This is a genomic window from Pseudomonas sp. PB3P13 (assembly GCF_054897735.1).
Genome location: NZ_CM142702.1, coordinates 1,966,405 through 1,990,371, shown reverse-complemented (window position 1 = coordinate 1,990,371; position 23,967 = coordinate 1,966,405). Strand labels below are relative to the sequence as shown.

24 protein-coding genes are annotated in these 23,967 nt (G+C 59.6%); 14 read left to right on the top strand and 10 right to left on the bottom strand.

The features are described 5' to 3' along the window. Positions 1-96: 96 nt before the first annotated feature. Both ACYZT1_RS09045 and ACYZT1_RS09040 read left to right on the top strand, forming a co-directional pair. Positions 97-771 (top strand): histidine phosphatase family protein, encoded by a 675-nt coding sequence (locus ACYZT1_RS09045; RefSeq protein ID WP_462018624.1) that lies wholly within the window; start codon positions 97-99, stop codon positions 769-771. A gap of 91 nt (positions 772-862) precedes the next feature. After that, on the top strand, positions 863-1,918 hold the full coding sequence (locus ACYZT1_RS09040; RefSeq protein ID WP_462018623.1) for a permease: 1,056 nt from the start codon (positions 863-865) through the stop codon (positions 1,916-1,918). A 78-nt stretch (positions 1,919-1,996) separates the two neighbouring features. On the opposite strand, the gene mnmH is transcribed toward ACYZT1_RS09040, so the two are convergent. Together mnmH and selD are read right to left on the bottom strand one after the other, a co-directional pair. After that, positions 1,997-3,094, bottom strand: a complete 1,098-nt coding sequence (gene mnmH / locus ACYZT1_RS09035) for a tRNA 2-selenouridine(34) synthase MnmH (RefSeq protein WP_462018622.1) — start codon at positions 3,092-3,094, stop codon at positions 1,997-1,999. Continuing rightward, positions 3,094-4,128: a selenide, water dikinase SelD gene (gene selD / locus ACYZT1_RS09030; RefSeq protein ID WP_462018621.1), complete on the bottom strand. Its 1,035-nt coding sequence runs from the start codon at positions 4,126-4,128 to the stop codon at positions 3,094-3,096. Before selD ends, mnmH begins: the two co-directional genes overlap by 1 nt. Before the next feature lie 253 nt (positions 4,129-4,381). Between selD and ACYZT1_RS09025 the strand changes: the two genes are divergently transcribed. Together ACYZT1_RS09025 and ACYZT1_RS09020 are read left to right on the top strand one after the other, a co-directional pair. Further along, complete coding sequence (locus tag ACYZT1_RS09025; protein WP_008064402.1) at positions 4,382-4,609, top strand: DUF6555 family protein; 228 nt, start codon at positions 4,382-4,384, stop codon at positions 4,607-4,609. Between the two features lie 19 nt (positions 4,610-4,628). Beyond that, positions 4,629-4,907 (top strand): hypothetical protein, encoded by a 279-nt coding sequence (locus tag ACYZT1_RS09020; protein ID WP_462019213.1) that lies wholly within the window; start codon positions 4,629-4,631, stop codon positions 4,905-4,907. A 20-nt stretch (positions 4,908-4,927) separates the two neighbouring features. Here ACYZT1_RS09020 and ACYZT1_RS09015 read toward each other — a convergent pair whose 3' ends face one another. The 4 genes from ACYZT1_RS09015 to ACYZT1_RS09000 all read right to left on the bottom strand — a co-directional run bounded on the left by ACYZT1_RS09015 (position 4,928) and on the right by ACYZT1_RS09000 (position 8,290). Next, positions 4,928-5,092 (bottom strand): metallothionein, encoded by a 165-nt coding sequence (locus tag ACYZT1_RS09015; protein WP_462018620.1) that lies wholly within the window; start codon positions 5,090-5,092, stop codon positions 4,928-4,930. 139 nt (positions 5,093-5,231) lie between these two features. Further along, a complete protein-coding gene (locus ACYZT1_RS09010; protein ID WP_462018619.1) occupies positions 5,232-6,890 on the bottom strand; it encodes a cation acetate symporter in 1,659 nt (552 codons plus the stop codon). After that, positions 6,887-7,198, bottom strand: coding sequence for a DUF485 domain-containing protein (locus ACYZT1_RS09005; protein ID WP_462018618.1), 312 nt, complete (start codon positions 7,196-7,198; stop codon positions 6,887-6,889). The genes ACYZT1_RS09010 and ACYZT1_RS09005 overlap by 4 nt, the downstream gene beginning before the upstream one ends. A gap of 240 nt (positions 7,199-7,438) precedes the next feature. Continuing rightward, positions 7,439-8,290: a glycine betaine ABC transporter substrate-binding protein gene (locus tag ACYZT1_RS09000; protein ID WP_462018617.1), complete on the bottom strand. Its 852-nt coding sequence runs from the start codon at positions 8,288-8,290 to the stop codon at positions 7,439-7,441. Positions 8,291-8,576: 286 nt separating this feature from the next. On the opposite strand from ACYZT1_RS09000, the gene ACYZT1_RS08995 reads away from it, so the two are divergent. Then, positions 8,577-10,172: a glycoside hydrolase family 17 protein gene (locus ACYZT1_RS08995; protein WP_462018616.1), complete on the top strand. Its 1,596-nt coding sequence runs from the start codon at positions 8,577-8,579 to the stop codon at positions 10,170-10,172. Between the two features lie 120 nt (positions 10,173-10,292). On the opposite strand, the gene ACYZT1_RS08990 is transcribed toward ACYZT1_RS08995, so the two are convergent. Further along, positions 10,293-10,649, bottom strand: coding sequence for a hypothetical protein (locus ACYZT1_RS08990; protein ID WP_462018615.1), 357 nt, complete (start codon positions 10,647-10,649; stop codon positions 10,293-10,295). A 223-nt stretch (positions 10,650-10,872) separates the two neighbouring features. On the opposite strand from ACYZT1_RS08990, the gene ACYZT1_RS08985 reads away from it, so the two are divergent. Beyond that, a complete protein-coding gene (locus ACYZT1_RS08985; RefSeq protein WP_462018614.1) occupies positions 10,873-12,171 on the top strand; it encodes a serine/threonine protein kinase in 1,299 nt (432 codons plus the stop codon). Next, on the top strand, positions 12,164-12,952 hold the full coding sequence (locus tag ACYZT1_RS08980) for an MlaA family lipoprotein (RefSeq protein WP_462018613.1): 789 nt from the start codon (positions 12,164-12,166) through the stop codon (positions 12,950-12,952). The genes ACYZT1_RS08985 and ACYZT1_RS08980 overlap by 8 nt, the downstream gene beginning before the upstream one ends. An 89-nt stretch (positions 12,953-13,041) precedes the next feature. Here the strand turns inward: ACYZT1_RS08980 and ACYZT1_RS08975 are convergent, their stop codons facing one another. Beyond that, the gene (locus ACYZT1_RS08975; protein ID WP_462018612.1) at positions 13,042-13,956 is read right to left on the bottom strand and encodes a DUF808 domain-containing protein; all 915 of its coding nucleotides are present in this window, start codon (positions 13,954-13,956) and stop codon (positions 13,042-13,044) included. Positions 13,957-14,089: 133 nt separating this feature from the next. Here ACYZT1_RS08975 and ACYZT1_RS08970 point away from each other — a divergent pair, with 133 nt between their 5' ends. After that, entirely contained in the window at positions 14,090-14,698 is a 609-nt protein-coding gene (locus tag ACYZT1_RS08970; RefSeq protein ID WP_462018611.1) for a TetR/AcrR family transcriptional regulator, read from the top strand. Positions 14,699-14,807: 109 nt separating this feature from the next. Here ACYZT1_RS08970 and ACYZT1_RS08965 read toward each other — a convergent pair whose 3' ends face one another. Beyond that, positions 14,808-15,266: an REP-associated tyrosine transposase gene (locus tag ACYZT1_RS08965; protein WP_462018610.1), complete on the bottom strand. Its 459-nt coding sequence runs from the start codon at positions 15,264-15,266 to the stop codon at positions 14,808-14,810. A 204-nt stretch (positions 15,267-15,470) separates the two neighbouring features. Further along, a complete protein-coding gene (locus ACYZT1_RS08960) occupies positions 15,471-15,911 on the bottom strand; it encodes a GlcG/HbpS family heme-binding protein (RefSeq protein WP_462018609.1) in 441 nt (146 codons plus the stop codon). Positions 15,912-16,177: 266 nt separating this feature from the next. On the opposite strand from ACYZT1_RS08960, the gene gcl reads away from it, so the two are divergent. The 6 genes from gcl (at position 16,178) to ACYZT1_RS08930 (ending at position 23,953) form a co-directional block, all read left to right on the top strand. Continuing rightward, the gene (gene gcl / locus ACYZT1_RS08955; RefSeq protein ID WP_462018608.1) at positions 16,178-17,953 is read left to right on the top strand and encodes a glyoxylate carboligase; all 1,776 of its coding nucleotides are present in this window, start codon (positions 16,178-16,180) and stop codon (positions 17,951-17,953) included. A 76-nt stretch (positions 17,954-18,029) separates the two neighbouring features. Continuing rightward, positions 18,030-18,812 (top strand): hydroxypyruvate isomerase, encoded by a 783-nt coding sequence (hyi, locus tag ACYZT1_RS08950; protein WP_462018607.1) that lies wholly within the window; start codon positions 18,030-18,032, stop codon positions 18,810-18,812. Positions 18,813-19,015: 203 nt separating this feature from the next. Beyond that, positions 19,016-19,906, top strand: a complete 891-nt coding sequence (locus tag ACYZT1_RS08945) for a 2-hydroxy-3-oxopropionate reductase (protein WP_462018606.1) — start codon at positions 19,016-19,018, stop codon at positions 19,904-19,906. A 240-nt stretch (positions 19,907-20,146) separates the two neighbouring features. Continuing rightward, positions 20,147-21,427, top strand: a complete 1,281-nt coding sequence (locus ACYZT1_RS08940; protein ID WP_462018605.1) for a glycerate kinase type-2 family protein — start codon at positions 20,147-20,149, stop codon at positions 21,425-21,427. Beyond that, positions 21,417-22,832 carry a pyruvate kinase gene (gene pyk, locus ACYZT1_RS08935; RefSeq protein WP_462018604.1) on the top strand — a complete coding sequence of 472 codons (1,416 nt, stop codon included), beginning with the start codon at positions 21,417-21,419 and terminating at the stop codon, positions 22,830-22,832. Before ACYZT1_RS08940 ends, pyk begins: the two co-directional genes overlap by 11 nt. A 206-nt stretch (positions 22,833-23,038) precedes the next feature. Next, complete coding sequence (locus ACYZT1_RS08930) at positions 23,039-23,953, top strand: urea transporter (RefSeq protein ID WP_462018603.1); 915 nt, start codon at positions 23,039-23,041, stop codon at positions 23,951-23,953. Positions 23,954-23,967 lie beyond the last annotated feature (14 nt).

The window sequence follows — 23,967 nt, the reverse complement described above, 5'->3', positions numbered from 1 at the left end:
TGCAATGGCCACAACGACATGGAAACCACCTGCTGCCGGGAGCTCGAGGTGTAGAGGTTTGTCAGCCTTAACCGACTGTGCTGAAGAACTAATCGAATGATGAAGTTTTTGAAATTCGCCAAGCCTTTCAAGCATCGCGCCTACATCCTGCTGCCTTCCTTGCTGGCGGTGAGCGCCTTGTTTCTGTCGCTGGAATCCAGCGAAAGTCGCGCCCAGCCGGCGGACGGTACCCAGACACTGGTTTTTCTGCGCCACGCGGAGAAACCCGCCGGCGGCCTCGGCCAGCTGAACTGCCAGGGCCTGAACCGCGCCATTGACCTGGCCACCCTGCTGCCGGAGAAATTCGGCAAGGCCGACTACGTGTTCGCTGCCAACCCGACGCGCAATGTCGAAGAAGGCGAGCTCGATAACTCCTACAGCTACATTCGCCCTTTAATCACCATCAGCCCCAGCGCCATCAAGCTCGGTTTGCCGGTGAACATCGAATTTTCGGCCAACGACACCAGCGACCTGGCCAATGAGTTGCTGGAGGACAAGTACCACAATTCGGTGATCTACACCGCCTGGTCCCACGGTTACTTGCCCGAGCTGATCAACAAGGTCGCGGGCGAAGCGGCTGGCAAGAAGCAGAACATCACCGAGGACTGGGCATCCAGTGACTTCGACTCGCTCTACGTGCTCACCCTGACGTGGCATAACGGCAAGGCCAGTCTGCAGAGCCACACTTACAAGCAGGGCCTGGATAACGGTCAACAAACCTGTCCGACCTGACGCTGTCGGTCAGGCACACCCGCGAACTCCAGCATGGACCAAGGGGCTGGGCTATCATGCAGCCCATCTCCCCTTGGTCCGGATCCTCCTCATGTCGCTCTCAACCATAGCCGTTCCCGCCCGGGGCTGGTCGTTCTGGTGGAAACCTGCATTGTTCGTGCTGGTGGCCTGCATCGGCCTCTACTACGTCAAGTGGTCGCCCTACTATGTGAAAGCGTTCGTTGCCGCTGACAATCACAGCATCGGCGCTTCCATTCTCAACGATGCTCAGACCGCCCCGCTGGCCGCCGCCCTGACCTACGCGAAAGTGTATTTTCTGGCAATCTGGAAAGCCGCCGTGCTGGCGATCGTTCTCGGTTCCCTGCTGCAAGTGTTGATCCCGCGAGACTGGCTGCTGCGCCTGTTCGGCCGCGCCGGTGTTGCCTCGACCGTGCGCGGCGGGCTCTTTGCCCTGCCGGGGATGATGTGCTCATGCTGTGCGGCACCAGTGGCCGCGAGCATGCGCCGTTCGAATGTCTCGGTGGGCGCGGCGCTGGCGTTCTGGATCGGCAACCCGGTGCTCAACCCGGCCACACTGGTGTTCATGGGTTTCGTCCTCGGCTGGGGCTTCACGGCATTGCGCCTGGTGGCGGGGATCGTGCTGGTGTTCGGCGTGTCGCTGGTGGCGCAACGTATTGCCGGCCCGGAAAAGCTGCCGGAAGCGGCGGTCGAAGCGGTCACCCACGCGACAGAGAAAAACACGCAACCTTTCCTGGCGCGCTGGGCGAAAACCCTGTGGCAGTTGTTCTGGAGCACCATCCCGGTCTACATCCTCGCGGTGCTGGTGCTGGGCGCAGTGCGCGTCTGGGTATTCCCGCACATCGACGGGGCCATGGCGAATAGCCTGATGTGGCTGATTCCGTTGGCGATTGTCGGCACGCTGTTTGTAATTCCGACCGCTGCCGAAATCCCTATCGTGCAAACCATGATGACGTTGGGCATGGGCACCGCGCCCGCCGTGGCTTTGTTGATGACCCTGCCGAGCATCAGCCTGCCGTCGCTGTTGATGCTGCGAAAGGATTTCGACGCGCGAGTGCTGGTCAGCGTGGCGCTGATGACCATGGGGATCGGAGTGGTCAGCGGGTTGATCGGTGCGGCGTTGCTGTGAAATTTGTAGTGGTTGGGCGAGCCTCTTCTTCGCGAGCAAGGCTTGCCCGCCAAGGGGTCCGCCGATTCAACATCAGTGTCACGCAATGACTCGGTCGCGAAGGTACTCAAGCACCGCTGCCTGCTCCCCGACAAACTCGATCCGCGCGCCCTTCTTCTCACGCTGAAACGCATACATCGGGTCGTAATACTCTCGCAGCAACCCTTCGATCCAGCCACGATGCAGGTCCACCGCGCCACTGCGCGCCTGCTCCGCCAACGCCACTTCCAACAGAATCAGCAGCCGCCGATACCGCTCCCCGCCCAGGCGCTTCTGGACATTGTTCAGGCTTGCCAGCAAGCGCTCGGAAAACAACGCAAAACCTTCCTCGCCGTGCACGCCGATGAATTCGGCGCACAGGTCCACCACGTAATCGCGCAGGATCCGCTCGACGCGACCTTGCAGGCTGTCTTCGAGCCAGACCATCGGAAACCGCTGCATGCCCTGAAACAGTGGCAACGGCAAGGCGCAACTGCCGACCATGCGGCTTTCGTCTTCAAGCACAAACTGCTCGATGCCACGGTCGCGCTTTTTCAGCAGGTCCACCGCCAGACGGTTTTCAAAATCGATGTTGGACGGCTGCCCGGTCGCGCGTTTGCCGAAGCTGGAGCCACGATGGTTGGCATGACCTTCCAGATCAAGGCCATTGTTCAGTTGCGTGAGCACCTCAGTCTTGCCAGTGCCGGTCATGCCGCCCAGCAAGATGAAATCGCACTGGGTCACCGCTTGATCGAGCGTCTCCAGCAAGAAGGTGCGCATGGCTTTGTAACCGCCACCCACCCGCGCAAAATCAATGCCCGCCTCGTCCTTGAGCCACTGCTGGACGATTTGCGAGCGCAAGCCGCCGCGAAAGCAATACAGCAAACCGTCCGGATGAGCCTGGGCAAATTGCGCCCAGGCCTGGATGCGTTGCGCCTTGACCGGGCCTGACACCAGTTGGTGGCCCAGGGTGATCGCCGCCTGTTGGCCCTGTTCCTTGTAACAGGTGCCGATACGCTGGCGCTCGCTGTCATTCATCAGCGGCAAGTTAGCGACGCCGGGGAAGGCACCCTTGGCGAATTCGACCGGCGCACGCGTGTCCATCATCGGCCGGTCATGAAGGAAGATGTCGCGGTAATCGGTGACGTCGATGGGCATCAATACACCTCGACCGCGTGGGTCTGTCGCTCGACCAGTTCCCCGATCGGCTCCAGCGACAGGCCCAGGCCGGTGGCGACTTCGAGGAACTGCGCGTTCCCCTCGGGCGTCACCGCAATCAGCAAACCACCGCTGGTTTGCGGGTCGCACAGCACGCGTTTGTGCAATTCCTGAAGCCGCCCCAGCTTGCCGGCGTAGCTGTCGAAATTGCGCAAGGTGCCGCCGGGGACGCAGCCCTGTTCGAGGTAATACTCGACACCGGGCAATTGTGGCACCCGGGCATATTCGATGCGCGCGCTGAGGTCGCTGCCGTCGGCCATTTCCACCAGATGCCCCAGCAGCCCGAACCCGGTCACGTCAGTCATCGCCGTGACGCCGTCGAGCTTGCCGAAGCGGCTGCCCGGTTTGTTGAGGGTACACATCCAGTCGCGGGCGAGGCCGATATCGGCGTGGCGTAACTTACCCTTCTTCTCAGCCGTGGTGAGGATGCCGATGCCCAGGGGTTTGGTGAGATAGAGCAGGCAGCCGACGGTGGCGGTGTCGTTGCGCTTCATGTGGCGCTTGTGCACCAGACCCGTCACGGCCAGGCCGAAGATCGGCTCCGGCGCGTCGATGGAATGGCCGCCGGCCAATGGAATTCCTGCCTCATCGCAGACCGAACGTGCGCCGCGAATCACCTCCCGGGCAATTTCCGGCGCCAGCACGTTGACCGGCCAGCCAAGGATCGCAATCGCCATCAATGGATCGCCGCCCATGGCGTAGATATCGCTGATCGCATTGGTGGCGGCAATCCGGCCGAAATCGAACGGGTCATCAACAATCGGCATGAAGAAGTCTGTGGTCGAAACGACCCCGCGTTCCTCATCAATCGCATACACCGCCGCGTCATCGCGCGAGGCGTTGCCGACCCACAGCCTGGGATCAAGATTCTGTGCGCCACTGCCGGCGAGAATCACCTCCAGCACCTGCGGAGAAATCTTGCAACCGCATCCTGCGCCGTGGCTGTACTGGGTCAGACGGATGGGTTCGCTCATGGTGGCACCTTGTGAAGTCAATGCCGGCGATTCTAGCAGAGCGTGGTCCCGGCCAGTCGTCTCACGCAAACCCGCAAACATTCGAATCGAACGCCCGCTGAGGACGATGATCAGCAATCATTGGCCCTTGCGACAACTTCCTGACGCACGGGCATGAACCCTGTCGCTATCGACGACTACCGCCTGACAATCCAACTGAATTTTCCGCCACCGTCACGATCCTTCTATTACTACAGGGAGAAATTCGGGCTTTATGAACAACGCAAAACTTTTCGTCATTGAATACACCCTACACGGCGCCCCCAAGTCCTTCATTATCCGCCTTGACAAAATGGATAACGCTGAGGCATGGCATTGGGCAAGCTGTGACGCGGGCGTAGGACGGATCCCGCGTTTCGGCCGCGAAAAGGTGCAGAAAACCAGCAAGCCGATGGCGGAAAAATTCGGGGTGGAAAACGTCAAGTGGCGGCCAGCCGGGTGAACGATCGAGAGGGTAAATGATGATGACCGCACCGCAAACCAGTCAGGCTCACATCGACTATGGCATCGATACACTGTTTGGTCGCCTCACTAAAAGTGCCGAGTGCCAGGTGGGCCTCGAACAGGTTGAGGGTGAGCCGAACCGTTTTGCCTTACGCGTCCAGCCCCCCCTGCCGGTCGACCTTGAGGAAGCCAATACGCTCCTGGTGAGCGTCGACGGGCGACGACTCAGCGGCGTGATCCGCCATACCGAACGGCTGGATGATGACAGCCTGAGACTGGAAGTGGAGCCTGAATAGGCTCCACTTTTTTTGCGCTGCTATTTTTTCGGTGCTGCGCATTTGCAACCTTCATGGGTGCACGCTTCACCATTTGCATGGTGGTGGGCGCACGCATCGCAACAGTAATGCTTGCCGTGGCGAGCAATGGGATGCTCGCCGAGTTTGCACGAACATTGCGGGCAATCGCATGTTTTTTCGGGCATGGGTCTGACTCCTTGGTGGTGGAAGTCGCACAGGGCGCTCAGGATGCGCCGGTCTCACCAGTGTAGCCAAACAAAGCAAAAAAATGCCCCGATCTCTCGACCGGGGCATTTCCATTTCAGCAACTAACCACTCAAACCCTTAGTGAGAAACCGCCCCGCTCGCCCCAAGCCCGGTCTGCGACCGAACAAATTGCGGAAAGAACAGCGCCCGCTCATTGTCCGCAGCCTTGGACTTGTCAGTGATCGAGAAGAACCAGATCCCGACAAAGGCAATGATCATCGAGAACAGCGCCGGGTATTCATACGGGAAGACAGCCTTCTCGTGCCCCATAATCTGCACCCAGATGGTTGGCCCAAGCACCATCAAACCAACCGCACTGATCAGCCCCAGCCAGCCGCCGATCATCGCACCACGCGTCGTCAGTTTCTTCCAGTACATCGAAAGCAGCAGTACCGGGAAGTTACAGCTTGCCGCGATGGAGAATGCCAGACCCACCATGAACGCGATGTTCTGCTTCTCGAACAGAATGCCAAGACCAATCGCCAGCACCGCCAAGGCGATGGTGGTGATTTTCGAGACGCGGATCTCGTCCTTCTCGTTCGCCTTGCCTTTCTTGATCACGCTGGCGTACAGGTCATGAGACACCGCCGAAGCACCGGCCAGGGTCAGACCGGCAACCACTGCCAGAATGGTCGCGAACGCTACCGCCGAGATGAAGCCCAGGAAGATGCTGCCACCGACCGCATTGGCCAGGTGCACCGCCGCCATGTTGTTACCGCCCAACAGCGCGCCCGCCGCATCTTTGAACGCAGGGTTGGTGCTGACCAGCAGGATCGCGCCGAAGCCAATGATGAAGGTCAGAATGTAGAAGTAACCAATGAAACCGGTTGCGTACAGCACGCTCTTGCGCGCTTCTTTTGCGTCACTTACGGTGAAGAAGCGCATCAGAATGTGCGGCAGGCCAGCGGTGCCGAACATCAGCGCCAGACCCAGCGAGAACGCCGAGATCGGATCTTTCACCAGACCACCGGGGCTCATGATCGCTTCACCTTTAGGGTGAACCTTGATCGCCTCGGAGAACAGCGCGTTGAAATCGAAGTTGACGCTTTTCATCACCATCAGCGCCATGAAAGAGGCACCGGACAGCAACAATACAGCCTTGATGATCTGCACCCAGGTGGTCGCCAGCATGCCGCCGAACAGCACATAGGCGCACATCAGAATACCGACCAGAATCACCGCAACATGGTAATCGAGACCGAACAGCAGCTGAATCAGCTTGCCGGCACCGACCATTTGCGCGATCAGGTAGAACGCCACCACCACCAGCGACCCGCACGCCGACAGCGAACGAATCTGGGTTTGCCCCAAGCGATAGGACGCCACGTCGGCAAAGGTGTATTTACCCAGGTTACGCAGGCGCTCGGCGATCAGGAACAGAATGATCGGCCAGCCCACAAGGAAGCCGATCGAGTAAATCAGGCCGTCATAACCCGAGGTGAACACCAGAGCGGAAATACCCAGGAAGGACGCCGCAGACATGTAGTCGCCGGCAATCGCCAGACCGTTCTGGAAACCGGTGATCTTGCCACCCGCCGCGTAATAGTCCGCCGCCGAGTTGTTTTTCTTGGACGCCCAGTAAGTGATGTACAAAGTCGCGCCAACGAACGCCACAAACATCAGGATGGCGGCAACGTTCAACGGCTGTTTGGCCACTGCACCGGTCAGGGCGTCAGCCGCCCAGGCGCCTGGTGCAAATGCTGCGATGCTCAATAGAGCCATTAGACGCCGGATCATTGCTGAGCCTCCTTGAGAATCGCATTGTTCAGGTCGTCGAATTCGCCATTGGCGCGTCGTACGTAGATGCCGGTCAGGACGAAGGCCGAAAGAATCAGCCCGATACCGATCGGTATACCCCAGGTGATAGAAGACTCGGGGCTGACTTTGGCGCCCAATATATGCGGCCCATACGCAATCAGAAGAATGAATCCGGAGTAAAGCCCAAGCATGATCGCCGAAAGAATCCAGGCGAACTTTTCTCGCTTACTAACCAGCTCCTTGAAGCGCGGGCTGTTTTGAATCGAGAGGTAAATGCTGTCGTTCATTGTTTTTATCCTCGCAGCACAGATGAAGTTGTGACGTCATCCACTTTATGCGGCTGCGGGACAGGTTCCAGACGACCTTAGTATTAGAACGACGTGACACATGCGCCAATCTCAAGCATGCCCAAATAAATGTAGGAGTGAGCCTGCTCGCGATCGCGCTGTGTCAGTCGACGGTTATGTCATCTGACAGGTTGCTATCGCGAGCAGGCTCACTCCTACAGGGGGTCTGCGGTGTTTGGGTTATTTGGTCCAGTCCGCAACACGCTCCGGATGTTTGGCAACCCACGCCTTGGCCGCTGCGTCAGGCTTGGCACCGTCCTGAATGGCCAACATCACTTCGCCGATTTCATCCTTCGAAGCCCACTGGAAGTTCTTCAGGAACTTCGCCACTTCCGGCGCCTTGGTTTCCAGTTCCTTGCTGCCGATGCTGTTCACGGTCTCCGCTGCGCCATACACGCTTTTCGGATCGTCGAGGAAACGCAGTTTCCACTTGGCGAACATCCAGTGCGGCACCCAACCGGTCACAGCGATGGATTCGTTTTTCTTCTCGGCACGGGTCAGTTCGGCGATCATGCCGGCGCCGGAGCTGGCCTTGAGTTGATAACCGGTCAGGCCATAGTCCTTGATGGCCTGATCGGTCTTGAGCATCACACCTGAACCGGCGTCGATGCCGACGATGCGATTCTTGAAGGTGTCGTCGGTTTTCAGGTCCTCGATGGATTTGGCCTTGACGTACTCAGGCACGATCAAACCGATTTTTGCGTCCTTGAAGTTCGGGCCGTAATCGACGACCTGATCCTTGTTCTTGGTCCAGTAATCGCCGTGAGTGACGGGCAGCCAGGCGGACAGCATGGCGTCGAGTTTGCCCGTGGCAACACCCTGCCACATGATCCCGGTGGCAACCGCTTGCAGCTTCACATCGTAATCGAGCTTTTGCTTGATCACTTCGGCCGCGACGTGGGTGGTCGCAACACTGTCGGACCAGCCGTCGACATAACCGATGGTCAAAGCCCCTTTCGCGGCCAGGGCGTGGGTAGAGCCAATCGCAAGCACCAGTGCGGCACCCGCGCCTAAAAGTCGTCGCATCTTCATCGTTACTTCCCCGAAAGTGCTGCGCTCGACGGATGCCGAGTCGCGTCAACGTATTGTTGTGGTGCACAGCGCCTCCATCACGCTCACCGCAAACTCGCCCAAACATCAGCGGAGTACTGACACTTTCGATCATCAACCCGACGCCAACGGCGACCTGCTCTGCCAGCGACCTCAAAGCATCGAGAAACGACATCAGAAAGCCATTAACGACACTGCCTTGAATCCGTCGTCCAGGCCGCCCGAACTTTGCATGTCAAAATCATGCAGACCACCAAGCGAGCGTTAAATGCAGGTAACATGCGCCGCTTTGCTCCCAGACGGCCTGACCATGCCCGCGACATCCCGCTTTCCTTTTGCTGCTTATTTATTCGCCTGCCTCCTCGGGCTATTTGCGCTTTGCGGGTTCTGGTACGGCCTCGGCAAACCGGTGGTTTTGCCGGACGTCGCGAGCGCCGCGCACAAACTGCAATGCGCGTCCTACACGCCGTTCGACAAGGACCAGTCGCCGTTCGACGTGCCCTTCAAATTGCGCCCGGAGCGCATGGACGCCGATCTGGCGTTGCTGGCCACGCGCTTTGAATGCATCCGCACATATTCCATGACCGGCCTTGAGGGCTTGCCTGATCTGGCGCGCAAGCACGGCTTGAAAATGATGATCGGCGCGTGGGTCAACAGCAACTCGGCGGACACCGAAAAAGAAGTCGACTTGCTGATTGCCTCTGCCAACGCCAACGCCGATGTGATCACGTCGGTCATCGTCGGCAACGAAACCTTGCTGCGCAAGGAAATCACCGGCGCTCAACTGGCCAGGCTGATCAACAAAGTCAAAAGTCAGGTCAAGCAACCGGTCACCTACGCCGATGTCTGGGAATTCTGGCTCAAACACCCGGAAGTCGCCCCGGCCGTTGATTTCCTGACCATTCATTTGCTGCCGTACTGGGAAGACGATCCTTCGAACATTGACGCCGCGCTGCAGCATGTTGCGCAAATTCGTCAGGTGTTCGGCAACAAGTTCGCCCCCAAGGATGTGATGATCGGTGAAACCGGCTGGCCGAGCGAAGGCCGCCAGCGCGAAACCGCCCTGCCGAGCCGCGTCAACGAAGCCAGTTTCATTCGCGGCTTTGTGATCATGGCCGAACAGCAAGGCTGGCGTTACAACCTGATCGAAGCCTTCGACCAACCATGGAAACGCGCCAGTGAAGGTGCCGTTGGCGGTTATTGGGGGCTGTTTGATGCCGATCGCCAGGACAAAGGCGTGCTCGCCGGCCCGGTCTCGAACGTACCCTATTGGTCGCAATGGCTGGCAGTGGGCGGCTTGATCTTCGTCGGCACGCTGCTGCTCGGCGGTCGCGTTCGCACCACTCGCGCTGCATGGGTGCTGCCGCTGCTGGCTGCGTTGGCGGCTTGCGCACTCGGCGCCTGGGGTGATCTGGCGCGGCTGACCACGCGGTTTGCCAGCGAGTGGTTATGGGTCGCGCTGTTGACCGGGCTGAACCTGCTGGTGTTGGCGCATGCTGCGCTCACCTTGAGTGCCCGCGAAGGATGGCGTGAACGGGCATTTGCAGTGCTGGAGCGCCGGGCTGGCTGGCTAGTGGCTGCCGCAGGTTTCGCCGCGGCAGTGACCATGCTGGAACTGGTGCTTGATCCGCGTTACCGCAGCTTCCCGAGCGTCGCGTTCATCCTTCCGGCGCTGGTGTACCTGTGCCGTCCGGTGAATGTCCCGCGTCGGGAGATCGCCCTGCTGACCTTTATCGTCGGTGCGGGCATCGCACCGCAGCTGTACCGCGAAGGTTTGCAGAATCAGCAGGCCTGGGGCTGGGCGCTGGTGAGCGTATTGATGGCGTTTGCGTTGTGGCGGTGTCTACGGGTTCGCAACGTCTGATTTGCAGCGAAGCTTCTGACCCCATCGCTGGCACGCCAAGCTTCCGCAGGATTTGTCGATCACGAAAACAATGTGCGACACGGGACATGTGGGAGCGTGGCTTGCCCGCGATGGCGTGCATCAGGCGCCGCGAGACGGCAATCCCGCAATCACCACTGCAAACACCGCCAGCGTCGTGTTATACAGCGCCAGCGCCGGTAGCCCGAACACCAGCGCCAGCACCGCAAGCCACCACCCGGCCCTGCCTGGAATCACGAAACCGATGATGGCCAACGCCAGTGCCGAATAGCCGAGAACCTGGAAGTGGATCATCAATCCCAGATTCGAGCGTACAACGCATTCCCAACGACTGGCTTCATCCACGCAGATGCCAACCCACTGCGCATCTTCCATGAAACCATAGCGTGCGCCATAACTGGCGGCCAGCCACAATGGCAGCAGAACAAGCAGTAATACCACGGGTACACGGCGGGACATGTCACACTCCAACGGATAAAAACGGCGGCCAGCTTAATCGCCCGACCGCGTTAAGCAAACGCGCGCAACAGATAAATAGTCACGAAATAGCTGCAAAGTGTATCGTCCAGCTACTATTACCCCGAATTAGGCCTGATGGGTGCCGAACCATGGCACTTTGGCGCAACCCCGGCGGTCATAGCCTGCAAACTTTATTCGGCACCCTTCCTCTTAGGATCCAGTCATGCTCCGTTCCTTGCGCTTTGCCGCCCTGTTTGGCGGCCTTATTTTGAGTGCGTCCGCACTGGCGGTCGATATCGACGCCGCCAGTTATGGCTACCCCTTGACCAACCCGTTCGAGGCGACCATCGCCACGACACCTCCGGACCTGCGTCCGGAGTTGCCCCTGGACGATGACATCGATCAGCAGGACCGCAGCGTTACCTTGCGGCCGGAGCGTGAATTCGAATTGCCGGACAACTTCTGGCCCGTGAAGAAACTCACCTATCGCATTGCCACCCAGGATAAAGCCGCGCCGCTGATCTTCCTGATCGCCGGCACGGGTGCGCGCTATGACAGCAGCCTCAATGAGTACCTCAAGAAGCTTTATTACAAGGCCGGTTATCACGTGGTGCAATTGTCGTCGCCGACCAGCTTCGACTTCATCAGCGCCGCCTCACGCTTCGCCACGCCGGGTATCACCAAGGAAGATGCCGAAGACATGTATCGGGTAATGCAGGCGATCAGGGCGCAAAACCCGAACCTGCCGGTAACCGATTACTACCTGACCGGCTACAGCCTCGGCGCCCTGGATGCGGCATTCGTCGCCCACCTGGATGAAACCCGCCGCAGCTTCAACTTCAAGAAAGTTTTGCTGCTCAATCCGCCGGTCAACCTGTACACCTCGATCACCAACCTCGACCGGTTGGTGCAAACCGAGGTCAAAGGCATCACCGACTCCACCACTTTTTACGAATTGGTGCTGAACAAGCTGACGCGTTACTTCCAGCAGAAGGGTTACATCGACCTCAACGATGCCCTGCTCTACGACTTTCAGCAGTCCAAGCAGCACTTGAGCAATGAACAGATGGCGATGCTGATCGGCACCTCGTTCCGCTTTTCCGCAGCCGACATCGCCTTCACGTCCGACCTGATCAACCGTCGCGGCCTGATCACGCCGCCAAAGCACCCGATCACTCAGGGCACCAGCCTCACGCCGTTCCTCAAGCGTGCGTTGCAGTGCGACTTCGATTGCTACATCACCGAGCAAGTCATCCCGATGTGGCGCGCGCGCACTGACGGCGGCAGCCTGTTGCAGCTGATCGACCAGGTGAGCCTGTACGCCCTTGAGGATTACCTGCGCGACAGCCCGAAAATCGCCGTCATGCACAATGCCGATGACGTCATCCTCGGCCCTGGCGACCTCGGTTTCCTGCGCAAGACCTTTGGCGACCGTTTGACCGTTTATCCACTGGGCGGCCATTGCGGCAACCTTAATTACCGCGTCAACAGCGACGCCATGCTGGAGTTTTTCCGTGGCTAAACATCTCCTGCTAATCGCAGCGCTACTCTGTGCAGGCGTCGCCAATGCCGACAACAGCAAAGCCAACGCGCCGGTTGTGATCGACAACGACGGTTTCAAGGAACCGCTGAGCAAACTCAAATTCAACCCGGGCCTGGACCAGCGCGAGTTCGAACGCTCGACGCTCAACGCGCTGAACGTGTACGACCCGCTGGAAGGGTGGAACCGTCGCGTGTACCACTTCAACTACCGTTTCGACCAGTGGGTGTTCCTGCCCGTCGTCGATGGTTATCGCTATATCACGCCGAGCTTCTTGCGCACCGGCGTCAGCAACTTCTTCAACAACCTCGGCGACGTGCCAAACCTGATGAACAGCCTGCTGCAGTTCAAGGGCAAGCGTTCGATGGAAACCACCGCACGCCTGTTGCTCAATACCACCGTCGGCATCGCCGGTCTGTGGGACCCGGCGACTGCCATGGGCCTGCCGCGCCAGAGCGAAGACTTTGGTCAGACACTCGGCTTCTACGGTGTGCCGGGCGGCGCCTATTTTGTGCTGCCAATCCTCGGGCCATCCAACATCCGCGATACCGGAGGCCTGGCGGTGGATTTCACGGCCGAGTCGGCAATCAACTTCCTCAACGTCGCGCAAGTTAGCTCCAACCATCCCGAACTCTGGTTGTTGCGCAGCGTCGACAAGCGTAATCAGACCAGCTTCCGCTACGGCCAGCTGAATTCGCCGTTCGAATACGAGAAAGTGCGCTACGTGTACACCGAGTCGCGCAAGTTGCAGATCGCCGAATAAATCCTCGGCAATGAAAAAGGCCATTCGATGGGAGTCGAATGGCCTTTTTTCATGCCGTCTTGCAAACACCAAAAACCAATGTGGGAGTGTCAGCCTTTCGCTGCTTTCCAGATCTTGCTTACAACCATCACAACCGCCAACACCGCGGCGCCCGCGACAATCCCCGCCACCGCATTCAACAACGTCGGCACGATAAACCCGGCACCGCCCGCCCCTGCGCTGACGCTTTCGATCCAGTGATGAACGACAGGTATGCCGTGGGTCAGAATCCCGCCGCCGACCAGGAACATCGCTGCAGTACCGATCACCGACAGGCTTTTCATCATGTACGGTGCTGCGCGCAGAATTCCGTTGCCGATGCTTCTGGCCATCTGGCCAGGTTTCTGCGTCAGCCACAGGCCGAGGTCATCGAGCTTGACGATGCCCGCCACCAACCCGTAAACGCCCACGGTCATGACCATGGCGATGCCCGATAGCACAAGCACTTGCTGGGTCAGCGAGGCGCCCGCCACAGTGCCCAGAGTGATGGCGATAATTTCTGCCGAAAGAATGAAATCGGTGCGGATCGCGCCTTTGATCTTGTCTTTCTCGAAGGCCACCAGATCGACCGCAGGGTTGGCTACCGCCTCGACCAGCTCTGCGTGTTCGGCCTTGTCTTCGGTTTTGCTGTGCAGGAATTTGTGCGCGAGTTTCTCGAAACCCTCGTAACACAGGTATGCGCCGCCGACCATAAGCAGCGGCGTGACCAGCCACGGGATGAACGCGCTGATTGCCAGCGCCGAAGGCACGAGGATCAACTTATTGAGAAACGACCCTTTGGCCACCGCCCACACCACGGGGATTTCCCGCTCGGCCCGCACACCAGAGACTTGCTGGGCATTGAGCGCCAAGTCGTCACCGAGCACGCCAGCGGTCTTTTTCGCGGCCAATTTGGTCATCAACGCTACATCGTCGAGCACTGCGGCGATGTCGTCGATCAGTAACAGCAAGCTGCTTCCTGCCATGAATGAGATGTCCTTCAAAAGTGAATGCTGCGCAGCATACCGCGACCTACGCTCCACGGGGCATTCTTGAGCGTCGAACGAGGCCGGTGCTACCATGCGCAACCGCCAGAACAGGCAAGGAACCCCCTGGTTTATGAGCACTATCCGCGAGCGCAACAAACAACTGATCCTGCGTGCCGCCAGTGAAGAATTTGCCGACAAGGGCTTCGCTGCGACCAAAACCAGTGATATCGCAGCCAAGGCGGGATTGCCCAAGCCCAACGTCTACTACTACTTCAAATCCAAGGAAAACCTCTATCGCGAGGTCCTGGAAAGCATCATCGAGCCGATTCTGCAGGCGTCGACCCCGTTCAATCCGGATGGCGCGCCCAGTGAAGTCCTGAGCGGCTACATCCGTTCGAAAATCCGCATCTCCCGCGATCTGCCTTTTGCCTCGAAAGTATTCGCCAGCGAAATCATGCACGGCGCCCCGCACCTGAGCCCTGATCTGGTGGAACAACTCAATGGCCAGGCCCGGCACAATATCGACTGCATCCAGACCTGGATCGACCGCGGCCAGATCGCCCCCATCGACCCCAATCACCTGATGTTCAGTATCTGGGCCGCCACCCAAACGTACGCAGACTTCGACTGGCAGATCACCGCGATCACCGGCAAAGCCAAGCTGGATGAAGAAGATTACGAAGCAGCGGCGCAGACGATTATTCGGTTGGTGTTGAAGGGGTGTGAGCCGGATCGGTAGAGCGCGGTGCGGGCATCGCCAGCAGGCTGGCTCCCACTTGGGATATCCGAGTGTCAGGAATCAACTGTGGGAGCCAGCCTGCTGGCGATGAAGCCAAGCCGTTCCTGGATCAAACCCAGATAGCATCCCACAGCGGATAGTCGCCTAGCTTCTCAACCAGCCCTGCCCGCAATGGGTTGGCTACAACATACCGGGCGACCTTCACCAGGTCCTCATCACGACGCAGAGCACGGTCATGGAAGCCCTTCTGCCAAAGACTGCCGCTGCGACATGCGCACAGGTTCACTGCTCGCGTACTCAGTGATTTGGTCTTTTGCATTAGCTCGCTCAATGATCCCTGCCGAAGCTCGATCAACCAATGAAAGTGATCAGGCATCACCACCCAAGCCAATGAATATGCCCAATTCTGATTTTGAGCATGTCGAAACTGATGCACCACCAATCGACCCAGAGACAAATCCCTGAAGACAGGATCTCTGCCAAGCGTATTGGTGGTCAGGAGATAGATGCGATTGGGTTCGGCATAACGGCCGAGGCGCAGGCGATGTGAAGCTGGTAGATCAGGCATTCCTTTGCCACTCTCATGATTTGGTCATGTGAAGGCTAGACCAGAGAATGCCTGAAAGCGGTGCAGAGTTTTACCTGGATGTTTCTCAAAGACAGCCATCGCGAGCAAGCTCGCTCCCACAGCAGGTTTGCAAAACAGGTGAGCATCCTCGATCCCTGTGGGAGCGAGCTTGCTCGCGATGGCGGCAGCTCAGTCAATGCAGGATCAAGCACTCACCCCAGCATCCGCCCGCAACCCCAACGCCTCAATCGCACTGATCGCGCATTGCTCGTCAATATCCGACAGATCGCCGCTGATCCCCAACGCTCCCAGCACTTTCCCTTCCTGATCACGAATTAGCACGCCACCCGGTGCTGGCACAACACTGCCCTGCCCCAAGCTGTTCAATGCAGCAATAAATGCCGGGCGTTGCTGGGCGTCCAGCGCCAGCAGGCGTGAGCCTTTGCCGAGAGCGATGGCGCCCCAGGCTTTGCCGATGGCGATTTGCGGGCGCAACAGGCTGGCGCCGTCTTCGCGCTGCAGGCTGAGCAAGTGCCCGCCCGCGTCCAGCACGGCAATGGTCAAAGGGGCCGCGCTAATGGCGCGGCCGGCGGAGATGGCCTGGGTGGTCAGGTTCACTGCAACGTTCAAGGTTAAAGCGCTCATGGTGCCGTCCTCATTTTGTTATAGGGAATGCGGTGTCCTGCGCTCAAGTGACGCAGGTCGATGCAACAAATAGAACACAATGAGTTACTTTTTTGTATACAATAATTATCGAAAAGCGCCACATGCGACGAAAAGCCACAGCGGGATGGGCGTCCGACGAATGAAACAAGCGCTTGAGAAAATGGATTGACCCGCGCCGTCCGCCGTGAATACACTCTGCGCAAAGCCACTTGTATACAATTACAAAACGTAAGAGGCACAAAACCATGAGCAAAATGAGAGCAATCGAAGCCGCCGTTCTGGTGATGCGCCGTGAAGGGGTTGATACCGCTTTTGGCATCCCGGGCGCCGCGATCAACCCGCTGTACAACGCCTTGCAAAAGGTCGGTGGCATCGATCACGTCCTCGCTCGCCACGTTGAAGGCGCCTCCCACATGGCTGAGGGTTACACCCGCACCAAGGCGGGCAACATCGGCGTCTGCATCGGCACTTCCGGCCCTGCCGGCACGGACATGGTCACCGGGCTGTACAGCGCCTCGGCCGACTCGATCCCGATTCTGTGCATCACCGGGCAAGCACCCCGCGCCCGAATGCACAAAGAAGACTTCCAGGCCGTCGACATCACCAGTATCGTCAAGCCAGTGACCAAGTGGGCGACCACCGTTCTGGAACCGGGCCAGGTGCCATACGCGTTCCAGAAAGCCTTTTTCGAAATGCGCTCCGGCCGCCCCGGCCCGGTGCTGATCGACCTGCCGTTCGACGTGCAGATGGCTGAAATCGAATTCGATATCGACGCCTACCAGCCGCTGCCATTGGCCAAACCGAGCGCGACCCGCGTGCAGGTCGAGAAAGCCCTGGCCTTGCTGGATCAAGCCGAGCGCCCATTGCTGGTGGCCGGTGGTGGCATCATCAATGCAGACGCCAGCGACTTGCTGGTCGAATTCGCCGAACTGACCGGCATCCCGGTGATCCCGACCCTGATGGGCTGGGGCACGATTCCGGACGATCACCCGCTGATGGTCGGCATGGTCGGCCTGCAAACTTCGCACCGCTACGGCAACGCGACGATGCTCAAATCCGACGTGGTGCTGGGCATTGGTAACCGCTGGGCCAACCGTCACACCGGTTCGGTCGACGTCTACACCGAAGGCCGCAAGTTCATTCACGTCGACATCGAAGGCACACAGATCGGCCGCGTATTCACGCCGGACCTGGGCATCGTTTCCGACGCCGCTGCCGCGCTGACCGTGTTCATCGAAGTCGCTCGCGAGTGGCAAGCCGCCGGCAAACTGAAAAACCGCAGCGCCTGGCTGCAGGATTGCCAGCAGCGCAAAGCCAGCCTGCAGCGCAAGACTCACTTCGACAACGTGCCGGTCAAGCCGCAACGCGTTTACGAAGAGATGAACCAGGTGTTTGGCAAAGACACCTGCTATGTCAGCACCATCGGTCTGTCACAGATTGCCGGCGCGCAGTTCCTGCACGTCTACAAGCCGCGTCACTGGATCAACTGCGGTCAGGCCGGCCCGTTGGGCTGGACCATTCCGGCAGCGCTGGGTGTGGTCAAGGCCGATCCGACGCGCAAGGTTGTCGCGCTGTCGGGCGACTATGATTTCCAGTTCATGATCGAAGAGCTGGCGGTGGGCGCGCAGTTCAAGCTGCCGTACATCCACGTCGTGGTGAACAACTCGTACCTGGGGCTGATTCGTCAGGCGCAGCGCGGTTTCGACATGGACTACTGCGTGCAGCTGTCCTTCGATAACCTCAACGCGCCCGAGCTCAACGGTTACGGGGTCGATCACGTCGCGGTTGCCGAAGGCCTCGGCTGCAAGGCATTGCGTGTGTTCGAACCGGCTGAGATCCAGCCGGCACTGCGCAAGGCTCAGGAAATGATGGAAGAGTTCAAGGTGCCGGTAATCGTCGAAATCATCCTGGAGCGCGTGACCAACATTTCCATGGGTACCGAGATCAACGCCGTCAATGAATTCGAAGACCTGGCGTTGGTCGGCAACGATGCACCGACCGCGATTTCGATGCTTGATTAAGATGACCTGATACTTGTGGCAGCTGTCGAGGTACGAGGCAGCTGCTACAGGGACTTATATTTACAGGAGATCAGTTATGCCGCGTTTCGCAGCCAACCTGTCCATGCTCTTCACCGAACAGGACTTTCTCGCCCGTTTCGAAGCGGCCGCCAAGGCCGGCTTCAGTGGTGTCGAATACCTGTTCCCCTACGATTTCAGCTCCGCCGAAATCAAAGCCACGCTGGACGCCAACGGCCTGACTCAGGTGCTGTTCAACTTGCCGGCCGGCGACTGGGCCAAGGGCGAGCGCGGTATCGCGTGTCTGCCGGACCGGGTGGAAGAATTCCGCGCTGGCGTCGACTTGGCGATCGCCTACGCGCAAGTGCTGGGCAATACCCAGATCAACTGCCTGGCCGGTATTCGTCCGCAAGGCGTTGATGACGCGACGGTGGAAAAAACCTTTGTTGCCAACCTCAAGTACGCGGCTGACAAGCTGCAAGCGGCGGGCATCAAACTGGTCATGGAAGCGATCAACACCCGCGACATCCCCGGCTTCTACCTGAACAACACGGCGCAAGGCCTGTCGATTCGCGAGCAGGTCGGCAGCGCCAATCTGTTCCTGCAATACGACATCTACCACATGCAAATCATGGAGGGCGACCTGGCCCGCACCCTGCAATCGCATCTGGGCGAGATCAACCACGTGCAATTGGCTGACAACCCGGGGCGTAACGAACCCGGCACGGGTGAGATCAACTACCGCTTCCTGTTCGAGCACCTGGACCGCATTGGATACCAGGGCTGGGTGGGTTGCGAATACAAGCCGCTGACCACGACTGAAGCGGGCCTTGGCTGGCTCAAAACCCATAACGCGATCTGACGCTGATCCCTGTAAAACGGCTTTTGTGGTGAGGGGGCTTGCCCCCGTCCGGCTGCGAAGCAGTCGTAAACCGGCACCCTGCAAGTGACTCAAAGAAACACTCAATTTCAGGGCTGCTTCGCACCCCAACGGGGGCAAGCCCCCTCCCCACAAAACGCTCATCGGTGCGTACCGGGGGGCAACAAAAACAAGAGGAATTTCACATGGCTAAAATCGGATTTATCGGCACCGGCATCATGGGCCACCCTATGGCATTGAACCTGCAGAAAGCCGGTCACAGCCTGTTCCTGTCGGCGCACCACGACGCTGCGCCTGCTGATTTGATTGCCGGTGGCGCAGTCGCCCTGGCCAACCCGAAAGAAGTTGCGCAAGAAGCCGAATTCATCATCATCATGGTTCCGGATACCCCACAGGTTGACGACGTGCTGTTCCGTGCTGACGGCGTTGCAGCCGGTGTGGGCAAAGGCAAAGTCGTCATCGACATGAGCTCGATCTCGCCGACCGCCACCAAAACCTTCGCGGCCAAGGTCAACGAAAAAGGCGCTCAGTACCTCGACGCGCCGGTGTCCGGCGGTGAAGTCGGTGCCAAGGCTGCAAGCTTGAGCATCATGGTCGGCGGCGATGCCGACGCGTTCGAGCGCGTGCTGCCGCTGTTCCAGGCGATGGGCAAGAACATCACCCTGGTCGGTGGTAATGGCGACGGTCAAACCGCGAAAGTGGCGAACCAGATCATCGTCGCTCTGAACATTCAAGCGGTCGCCGAGGCCCTGCTGTTCGCTTCGAAAAACGGTGCCGATCCAGCCAAGGTGCGTGAAGCATTGATGGGCGGTTTTGCTTCGTCGAAGATCCTGGAAGTGCATGGCGAGCGCATGATCAAAGGCACCTTCGACCCGGGCTTCCGCATCAGCCTGCACCAGAAAGACCTCAACCTGGCGCTGGCCGGCGCGCGCGAACTGGGCATCAACCTGCCGAACACCGCTAACACCCAGCAAGTGTTCAGCACCTGCGCGGCTATCGGTGGCAGCAACTGGGACCACTCGGCGCTGATCAAAGGCCTGGAACACATGGCGAATTTCTCGATTCGCGATAAGTAACAAAGCCCTGCACAAAACCTGTGGGAGCTAGCCTGTGGAGAGGGGGCTTGCCTGTGGCGAGGGGGCTTGCCCCCGTTGGGCTGCAAAGCAGCCCCAAAAAAACGGCGATGCAGCAGAGATTTTGTAAGTGCTTCGCACTCAAACGGCGCGGTGCGACGTTTCGCCAAGCCCCCCGCCACACTCGCTCCCACAGGGATCCGAGTTGTCCTTTCAAATAATAAAAGCCTCCGGGAGCCCGCCATGACGGTCGATCCGCAACAATTTCTGCGCGAGCTGTTTGCCTCAGCCATCGACGCGGCCCATCCGCAGCACGTTCTCGAAGCGCATTTGCCGGCTGATCGCAGCGGCCGTGTCATCGTCATCGGCGCCGGTAAAGCCGCGGCGGCCATGGCCCAGGTGGTCGAGCGTTGCTGGCAGGGTGAAGTGTCCGGCCTGGTGGTGACTCGTTACGGCCACGGCGCCCCATGCGAGAAAATCGAAGTGGTCGAGGCCGCGCATCCAGTGCCGGATGCGGCCGGGCAAGCCGTCGCCAAACGGGTGTTCGAACTGGTCAGCGACCTGAGCGAAGACGACCGGGTGATATTCCTGCTTTCGGGCGGCGGGTCTGCTCTGCTGGCGCTGCCGGCCGCTGGCATCACGCTGGCTGACAAGCAGTCGATCAACAAAGCCCTGCTCAAATCCGGCGCTTCCATCGGCGAGATGAACTGCGTGCGCAAGCACCTTTCGGCGATCAAGGGCGGCCGTCTCGGCAAGGCCTGCTGGCCCGCCACTGTCTACACCTACGCGATTTCCGATGTACCGGGCGACCTCGCCACAGTCATCGCCTCCGGCCCGACCGTGGCCGACCCGAGTACGTCGGCCGAAGCACTGGCGATCCTCAAACGCTACGCCATCGACGTTCCGACCTCGGTGCACACCTGGCTGCAGAGCGCGGAATCGGAGACCGTCAAACCTGGCGACCCGAGCCTGGCGCGCAGTCATTTCCAATTGATTGCCCGCCCGCAACAGTCGCTCGAAGCGGCGGCAGTGAAGGCGCGTCAGGCCGGTTTCAGTCCATTGATTCTCGGCGATCTGGAGGGCGAGTCCCGCGAGGTGGCCAAAGTCCATGCTGGCATTGCCCGGCAAGTGGTTCTGCACGGTCAGCCATTGCCGGCGCCCTGCGTGATCCTTTCGGGCGGCGAAACCACGGTGACCGTGCGCGGCAATGGCCGTGGCGGCCGCAACGCCGAATTCCTGCTCAGCCTGACCGAGAGTCTCAAAGGCCTGCCCGGTGTGTATGCCCTGGCCGGTGACACTGACGGTATCGATGGTTCCGAAGACAACGCCGGCGCGATCATGACCCCCGACAGCTACGCCCGCGCCGCAGCCCTCGGCCTGAGCGCCAGCGATGAACTGGACAACAACAATGGCTACGGCTACTTCCAGGCGCTGGACGCCTTGATCGTTACCGAGCCGACCCGCACCAACGTCAACGACTTCCGTGCCATTCTGATTCTCGAGAAACCTGAACATGACGCCTGATAAAAAGGTCAAAATCCTCGCCACCCTCGGCCCGGCCACCGAAGGCATCGAAGACATCCGCGAACTGGTGCAGGCGGGCGTTAATATTTTTCGCCTCAACTTCAGCCACGGTGATCACGCCGACCATGCCATGCGTTTTCAGTGGATCCGCGAAGTCGAGCGCCAACTGAATTATCCGCTGGGCATTCTGATGGACTTGCAAGGGCCGAAACTGCGCGTGGGCAAATTCGCCGACGGCAAAGTCCAGTTGCATCGAGGTCAGGCCCTGCGCCTGGACCTCGACCCGACGCCGGGCGATCAGCGTCGGGTCAATCTGCCGCATCCGGAAATCATCGCCGCACTGGAGCCAGGCATGGACCTGCTGCTGGATGACGGCAAGCTGCGCCTGCGTGTGGTCACCCGGTATGACGACGCGATCGACACCACCGTGCTCAACGGTGGCGAACTGTCGGACCGCAAAGGTGTGAACGTGCCGCAAGCCGTTCTGGATCTGAGTCCGCTGACGGCCAAGGACCGTCGCGACTTGAGCTTCGGCCTGGAGCTGGGCGTGGACTGGGTCGCGCTGTCGTTCGTGCAGCGCCCGCAAGACATTCGCGAAGCCCGCGAGTTGATCGGCGACAGAGCCTTTTTGATGGCCAAGATCGAGAAGCCGTCGGCGGTGACCCAACTGCGCGAAATCGCCGAGTTGAGCGACGCGATCATGGTCGCTCGCGGTGACCTCGGCGTGGAAGTTCCGGCGGAAAGCGTGCCGCAGATTCAGAAGAACATCATCTCGACCTGCCGAGCGCTGGGCAAACCGGTGGTGGTCGCGACGCAGATGCTTGAGTCCATGCGTTTCTCCCCGGCCCCAACCCGCGCTGAAGTCACCGACGTTGCCAACGCCGTGGCCGAAGGGGCTGATGCGGTGATGTTGTCGGCAGAAACTGCGTCCGGCGACTACCCGCTGGAAGCCGTGCAGATGATGAGCAAAATCATCCGTCAGGTGGAAAACGGTCCGGATTATCAGGCGCAACTGGATGTCAGCCGACCGAAAGCCGAAGCCACAGTTTCCGATGCGATCAGTTGTGCGATCCGCCGTATCAGCAACGTGCTGCCGGTGGCGGTGCTGGTGAATTACAGCGAATCGGGGAGCTCGAGTTTGCGTGCCGCGCGGGAGCGGCCGACGGTGCCGATCCTCAACCTGACGCCCAATCTGCAGACGGCTCGCCGCTTGACCGTGGCGTGGGGCGTGCATTCGGTGGTCAATGATCGCCTGCGCCAGGTAGACGAGGTGTGTTCGACGGCGCTGGAAATTGCTCAGGCGCAAGGCATGGCGCAGCGCGGAGATACGTTGTTGATCACCACGGGTGTGCCGTTTGGCCAGCCGGGTTCGACGAACTCGTTGCGCATCGAGACGCTGATTTAAGAACAGCTTTTAGGCGAGGGGGCTTGCCCCCGTAGATTTTGAATGACGGATTCCGAAGAGACACCGCTTCCGCTATTTGGGGCTGCTTTGCAGCCTTACGGGGGCGAGCCCCCCTCGCCACAGGGTTTCGTGCAAGTCCCCGGATTTCCTTCTGCCCACTGACTTCGTGCAAGACCCCGGATTTTTCTCTGCCCACAGACCTCATCATGCCTGCCAACCACTTCAACACCCACTGCCCCGATTGGGCGACAGCCCTGCTCAACGGTTTCAGCCAGATCTTTTTGCAGCGCAATCCGCTGTGCGGCCTGCTGTGCCTGTTGGCGATTCTTTTCACCGCGCCTGCGCTGCTCGGCGGCGCCCTGCTTGGCGGTGTCGCCGGGCTGCTCACCGCACAACGCCGCAACTACGCGAAGGCCGACCGTCAGGCGGGGCTTTTCAGTTACAACGGTGTGCTGCTCGGGTTGCTGCTGAGCCTGTACTTTCCGTGGTCTGCGCTGTTGCCGCCGCTGATCGTTGCCGCGGGCGGCCTGAGTGCAATGCTCACTCAGCAATGGCTCAAGCGCGCCCGCGTCAGCCACTACCTGCCTGCCTACACGACGCCCTTCGTGGTGCTGAGCTGGTTGCTACTGTGCTTCGCCGCGCCCTCGACAAAGGCGCATTTGATCGAGATCGATACGCTGAACCTGCTTGCCGCGCCCTTCAAAGGTCTGGGCCAAGTGATGTTCCTCGGGCATCCACTGGCCGGTGCGCTGATTGCTGCCGGGTTGCTGGTCGCTGATCGTCGGGCGTTTTGCTGGGCAATACTCGCGTCGATCGCAGGCATGGGCTGGAGCCTGCTGCACCAGGACTTTTACACCGCGTTGCTCGGTCTGGGGGGCTATAACGCCGTACTCGCCGCCCTCGCCTTCAGTTCACTGCGCCAACAACCGTGGCTGCCGCTGCTCGGCATTGTATTCGCGTTGTTGCTGACGCCGGTGTTTGCCGCTATCGGTCTGCCCACGCTGACCGCGCCGTTCATCCTCGCCTGCTGGCTGATTCGCCCGGCCGTTCAAGTGCTCGGCAAAGTCACAATCAACCGTGCACCTTGCCTTCCAGAGGAGAATCAACCTAGGCTGCGCTGATCATTGATTTGGGC